The 5697-nt window shown below is 36.2% G+C and carries 7 protein-coding genes; all 7 read left to right on the forward strand.

Annotated features, from left to right (window positions below):
• On the forward strand, nt 1–793 hold a 793-nt coding region (locus M901_RS10725), incomplete at its 5' end, for a hypothetical protein (protein WP_021278218.1).
• 5 nt (nt 794–798) lie between these two features.
• On the forward strand, nt 799–1608 hold the full coding sequence (locus M901_RS10730; RefSeq protein ID WP_021278220.1) for a hypothetical protein: 810 nt from the start codon (nt 799–801) through the stop codon (nt 1606–1608).
• Complete coding sequence (locus M901_RS10735) at nt 1605–2312, forward strand: MotA/TolQ/ExbB proton channel family protein (RefSeq protein WP_021278223.1); 708 nt, start codon at nt 1605–1607, stop codon at nt 2310–2312. Before M901_RS10730 ends, M901_RS10735 begins: the two co-directional genes overlap by 4 nt.
• Before the next feature lie 3 nt (nt 2313–2315).
• Nucleotides 2316–2735 carry a biopolymer transporter ExbD gene (locus M901_RS10740; protein WP_021278224.1) on the forward strand — a complete coding sequence of 140 codons (420 nt, stop codon included), beginning with the start codon at nt 2316–2318 and terminating at the stop codon, nt 2733–2735.
• On the forward strand, nt 2732–3523 hold the full coding sequence (locus M901_RS10745) for an energy transducer TonB (RefSeq protein ID WP_021278221.1): 792 nt from the start codon (nt 2732–2734) through the stop codon (nt 3521–3523). Before M901_RS10740 ends, M901_RS10745 begins: the two co-directional genes overlap by 4 nt.
• Before the next feature lie 9 nt (nt 3524–3532).
• The gene (locus M901_RS16555) at nt 3533–4861 is read left to right on the forward strand and encodes a PD40 domain-containing protein (RefSeq protein WP_021278222.1); all 1329 of its coding nucleotides are present in this window, start codon (nt 3533–3535) and stop codon (nt 4859–4861) included.
• Between the two features lie 135 nt (nt 4862–4996).
• The coding region (locus tag M901_RS10755) for a GAF domain-containing protein (protein WP_021278219.1) at nt 4997–5697 on the forward strand (701 nt) is incomplete at its 3' end.

The following is a 5697-nucleotide window of genomic DNA, read 5'->3' on the forward strand; positions in this document are numbered from 1 at the left end:
AAATGACTTTGTAGACTTTAATAATATTAAGAAAATCCTTAAGAAGGATGGTCTTGAGAAGACAGTTCAAAAGAAGAAAGTTACATACGCTAAGCAGAAGAAGCAGAAAAAAGATAAAACTAAGCAGCTCTATAATTTACCCGCAGAAAAAGATTTCTGGAATATTATGGCGCAATATTGGCTTGTTAAGAATCAAGTGATTCTAAAGTGGGACTTTCATAAACCTGACTATGGATTAAATGAGTATTTTAGAAGTTTCTTGAAAGATATGGGTGAGTATGGAGTGAAGTATAAAATTCTCTATGTGAACTCTTCGAATGTGACTCATTTTGGCCTTCCGCTAGGGAAGGATCAATACCTCTTCATTCTATCGGTACCATTTATTAAAATCATGGATCTTACAAAGCTACAGATTTCAATTCTTCTCTATGAAGACTTGACGAGAGTGAAGTTGAATCAATTCCAGTCAAAGTTTGACCCAACTCTTCTAGGAAAACTTAAAGATGGTAACTTCTATCAACAGGAGTTCCCGGCCAAAGAAATTAAAACATTTATCTCTAAAATGGATAAAGTTATTTATGAAACTGGATTTAATTTCCAAGAGCAATATCAGGTGACAAAACATCTGAACAATATTTTTAAAAGCAATAAAAAGTTCTGGCAAAATTACTATAATTTATTAGAAAAAATAGATGACCTCGTTAAAGAAAATCTTATGTATAAGAATTATGCCAAGATATACCCATCGCCAGAATTGCAAATGAATTGGATTAATCCAACGAAGAAGCAATAGGTGAGATGAGACTACTTAAAGAGAATATTCCATATTTTTTCTTAAGACTTCCAGTATTCTATATTTTTGGCTGGTTGATTCATATTATAACAATTTCTGTTGTGGCCTTCTTCCATTTTCGTTTAGGTCACAGACTCATTGTTATTGAGAACTGGATTCTAGATTTGGCATGGCCAATTAATCTCTTTTCAAAATCTGTTGCACTTATTCTATTCTTTAAATTCTTCTACGAGGGGAGAATTAAGAATTTGCAAGATATTATCTTTAATAGAAAGAACTTGATTCCAAGTTTTCATTCTACTGCACTGGTTGTGATGAATCTGTTATTCTTTGTGGCCTTTGCGAGACCGTTTTTTGCTGACAATGTACTCTTTGATGTTGAACGCCTATTTATGCATACGGCATCGATTGTGGGGACGTTTCTTATCGATCTTGTCATTATCTTAATTATTGAAACAGAAAGCCGTAATAAGAATTACACTGTGGCCAAGATTCTTTATACCTCGGTTATTGTCTTTATGTACTTCCTAGTATGCTTTCCGATGGTCAAAGATCTTCCTCTTTCTATTCTTTTTATGATGGGATTGAACTTCTCATACTTTTTCTTTTTTAGAAGATCTGTGACAACGAGTTTACTCTTTATATCAGTTGTCGTTGTTCCTCTTTATACACTTTTGGGCTTTGATCCTGTTTGGGAAAATAAGTTCTCGCTATTTAAGACAAATCTTTATTCCATAAATTTACACAGTTTTTGCCTAATGTTGGCATTCTCTGGTTATTTTTACTTTATATATAAGAAAAGGAGTTCTGCATGAACGGACATCAGGGATTAGATATTTTTCAAATCATGCTAGAGGCGAGTATTGTTGTAAAACTCGACCTTCTACTACTTATTCTGGCTTCAGTTGTTTCTTGGGGAATTATCTTTAAGAAGACATCTTTCTTTAAAACTTTAAATCAGGCCAATGTTGATTTTATGAACCTCTTTAATAACTCTTCAAGTTTAAAAGAGATACATGATCACAGTCGATCTATGGCCATGTCTCCATATCGTCGTCTTTTTGAAGCGGGTTATGAAGAGTTTAATAAAATGCGTGATGCCAATGATGGAGATCTTATCAAGCTAAAAGATCACTTCAAAGACTTTGGAATGGTTTCACTAGAGAGATCATTAAATGCCTCAATGGTTAAAGTTGAAGAAGATATGGGCGATTCTCTTACAACTCTAGCAAGTATTGGTTCGATTACACCTTTTGTTGGTCTCTTTGGAACGGTTTGGGGAATTATTGATTCTTTTGCAAGTTTATCAAAAGGTGGAGCAACAATTGAAACTGTCGCCCCTGGTATTGCTGAAGCTCTTGTTGCAACGGCAATTGGTCTTGTGGCCGCAATTCCAGCTGTATGGTTCTACAATAAATTCAGTAGTCGTAAGGCGAAGATGAGAGAGTCTCTGGTTTCATTTGGTGAGCACTTTATCAATGAAGTTGAGAGAATTATTGCTAAGAAAACTAAAGAGTAGATTATGGCCTTTGGAAATAATAAGAATGACGGGGGACCAGTCTCTGAGATAAACGTAACACCACTTGTTGATGTTATGCTTGTGCTTTTGATCATCTTTATGGTGACGGCTCCTCTTATGTTTAATGGGATAGAGCTGACACTTCCTAAGACTGAAGAATCTAATGTCGTAAATTTGAATTCCAGCCAAGTTATTCTCAGTTATACGCTTTCAGATGAATACTACCTGGGAAAGGATAAAATTCTAAGAAATGAGTTAGTTAAAGTTATTCGTTCAAAATTTGTAGAAACAAATACTTCAACACTCTTTTTGAGAGCTGATTACAAATTGGATTATGGAAAGGTTGCTAGACTAATGTCTTTCTTAAAGGCGAATAATATTAATCAAATTGCATTAGTTACAGAGGTTGAAGATCAGAAATGAGAGGATATAGAGCGGTACCATACCATTTATTCTCATTAGGGATTCATGCACTTCTCTTTGCCTTGGTATTTACCTTTACTGGAACGGAACTACTTTCTGGTCCTAAAGAAAAGGCGATATCGAAAAAAATGAGAGTCATCGGTAAGGCCATTAAAGTAGATGTTGTGGCCATGCCTAAGATGACTATCCAAGAACTTAAGAAGATGGCACCTGCTCCTGGGAAGTTGGATAAAGCTCCGGCCAAGAAGGTCACTTCAAAAGGTGGAGATGAAAATACTGTCTTCAAAAAGGAAAATAAGAAGAAGTCTTTTGCAGATATGCTGAAGGAGCTAAGTCAAAGAAAGGTTAAAAAGGCCAAGGCTCAACCACAGAAGAAAGCTCAAAAGACTGCTCAAGACTCAGGTGCCGGAGGATTTAAAGGAAAGAACCTTAGTAAGATCTTGGCCCTTGGAAATAAACTTAGTGAAGGAAATAGCTACACTGGTGGAGCAGGATCAAACTCTGGAGATATATTTGATACATATGCGACAGAAGTTTCAGAGACGGTTCGCCAATGGTGGAAGCTTCCTGGTTACCTAATGAATAAGAACTTAAGTTGTCGTGTGCAGATTTATATCAGCTCACGTGGAAAACTTTTAAAATATAGAGTTATTGAATCAAGTGGAAATAAGGATTATGACGATAGGGCCGTTCGTGCACTACAAAGAGTCGGATCATTTCCTATTCCACAAAAAGAAATTGCTGCAAGGGTAGCAGCAGGGGATATTGCATTAGCATTTCCACTCTAAGGAGGGATAATGAAGTTATTTATTGTATTAGTTTTAGCGTTTAACGTATTTGCCCAAAAGGGTTTAACTGTTGTTGCCGTAGGTGAAGCAGAAGTTGTTAAAGAAAAAATTGTTGTTGAAGAGATCTATAAAGAAGGGCTAATCGCCAAGCCTGATTTAGATAATGCAGAGAAAATCTTAGAGGTTGTGAGAAATGATTTCCGCTTCTATTCAAACTATTTTTCAGTTCAACCAAAGGCCTCGGCACTAGGTGATTATGAATCATTAAACTATGATTTCTATCGTCAAAAAGAAGTGAACTATGTCATTCGTGCGAAATTAAGAAAAATTGCGACTCAAACACAACTCGAGTTTAGAGTCCTAAGCTCGACAGAGTCAAAGGTCTTGGCTAACTCTGCACTTAGCCTAACTGGGGACTATAGAGCGTTGGCCCATGAGATTTCAGATCTCGCATATAAGGCCATTGTTAAGAAGGAGCCAATTTTTAAACATAAGATTGTCTTTGTTTCAGATGCTAACAGAAAGTCGGGAACTAAAGAGCTTTATGTGATGGATTTTGATGGGGCAAATGTTAAGCAACTAACTTTCCATCGTGGAATTGTCATCTCTCCATCTGTTTCACCAGATGGACAGCAGATTCTTTATTCATTGATTGATGAAACAAAGGTGAAGAAGTCGAGAAATATTAACCTTATGCTACTTGATTTGAGAACGATGCAGACAAAATCTATTTCAAGAAGAAAGGGGATTAACTCTGGAGCTGTTTTTACTGCTGATGGTCAGTCAATCATTCTTACACTCTCACACCAAGGAAATGCTGAGCTTTATAAGATGAACCTTGCAACTCGAAAGCTTGAGCGTCTTACAAAGAGTGGGGCTCCTGATGTCGACCCTTCAATTACAGCTGATGGTTCTCTGCTGACATTCCTGTCTGCAAGACCAGGAAAACCAATGATCTATACAATGAATCCTTCGGCCACTGAGAATCAAGTTAAGAGAATCAGTTATGTAGGAAAGTTCAATGCCACACCTCGCTTCTCTCCTGATGGGAAGGAGATTGTCTTTGCTTCATGGTTGGATAATAGATTTGACCTCTTTAAGATCAATTCTGATGGTTCAGGTTTGGGTCGTTTGACTAAGGATTTTGGCTCAAATGAGGATCCAGACTATTCAAAAGATGGACAGTTCATTGTTTTTACATCTCAGCGTGTTATTTCTCAGTCTAAGGCCCTCCAAAATGTCTATATTATGGACACTGAAGGTAAGATTCTGGGGTCTCTTACGGAGAATTTTGGGAAGTGTATAAGTCCTAGATGGCTTAAGTCATTGAAAATCTGAGGAATATAGTAAAAAATATAAACAACCGAGCATTTTAGTCTTGTAAAAATTTCAGACGCAATGTATCATGTATTTAATTCAACGCTAAGCGTTATTTTAAAACTTCAATACATATACTTAACGGGAGACAGGACAATGACTAAGATGGTGGCTAAAGAATTAACAAAAATCGACACTCTATCGTCTAAACTTCTTGCAACTTTAGATGAGTCAATTTTCTTCGCAGAACTAACAAAGTACTTCTCAAACATCATCGCATGTGACGAAATTGTTCTTAACTTAGTACATGAAGATAATAGCTGTAGACTAGTAGCTAAGAATGGAAAGGCCATCAAAAATGCTGACAGAAAATCAAAAGGTTTAGGAGCAGCAGGACACGTTATTAAAACTAAGAGAGCTTACTTCTCAAATAGCGTATCAAGAGATCCTATCTTCGCATCATCTGAAGAAAATGGAATCCAGTCTGAACTATGTGTTCCAGTATCTCTAGATGGAGTAATCATTGGAACAATCCACTTCAAAGTTAATGAAGGTAATGAAGAAAGAAAATTTGAAAGAAATGATATTAATACAGTTTTAGAAGTACTTGAACTTATTAAAACACCACTTGCCAATATTAAAATGTATCTTTCAGCTAAGTTCTTAAATGAGTCTCTTCAAAGAAAGATTGAAGAAAAAGAATCAGAACTTACTAAGAAAGCCGGTGGTCTTGACCTTGTAGACTCATATAGAATTGAAGAAAAGCAAATTGTTGGAAACTCTCAAGTTATGAAAGATCTTCTAGCAACAGTAGATAGAGTATCAGCGACAGATGTTAACGTTCTTGTTAACGGAGA

It is taken from the genome of Bacteriovorax sp. DB6_IX (genome assembly GCF_000447775.1).
Lineage (GTDB): Bacteria > Bdellovibrionota > Bacteriovoracia > Bacteriovoracales > Bacteriovoracaceae > Halobacteriovorax_A.

What these genes read in the sequence shown, in the direction of transcription:
- M901_RS10735 (WP_021278223.1), top strand. Translation starts at nt 1,605, where the DNA reads ATGAACGGACATCAGGGATTAGATATTTTTCAAATCATGCTAGAGGCG.
- M901_RS16555 (WP_021278222.1), top strand. Translation starts at nt 3,533, where the DNA reads ATGAAGTTATTTATTGTATTAGTTTTAGCGTTTAACGTATTTGCCCAA.
- M901_RS10730 (WP_021278220.1), top strand. Translation starts at nt 799, where the DNA reads ATGAGACTACTTAAAGAGAATATTCCATATTTTTTCTTAAGACTTCCA.
- M901_RS10745 (WP_021278221.1), top strand. Translation starts at nt 2,732, where the DNA reads ATGAGAGGATATAGAGCGGTACCATACCATTTATTCTCATTAGGGATT.
- M901_RS10740 (WP_021278224.1), top strand. Translation starts at nt 2,316, where the DNA reads ATGGCCTTTGGAAATAATAAGAATGACGGGGGACCAGTCTCTGAGATA.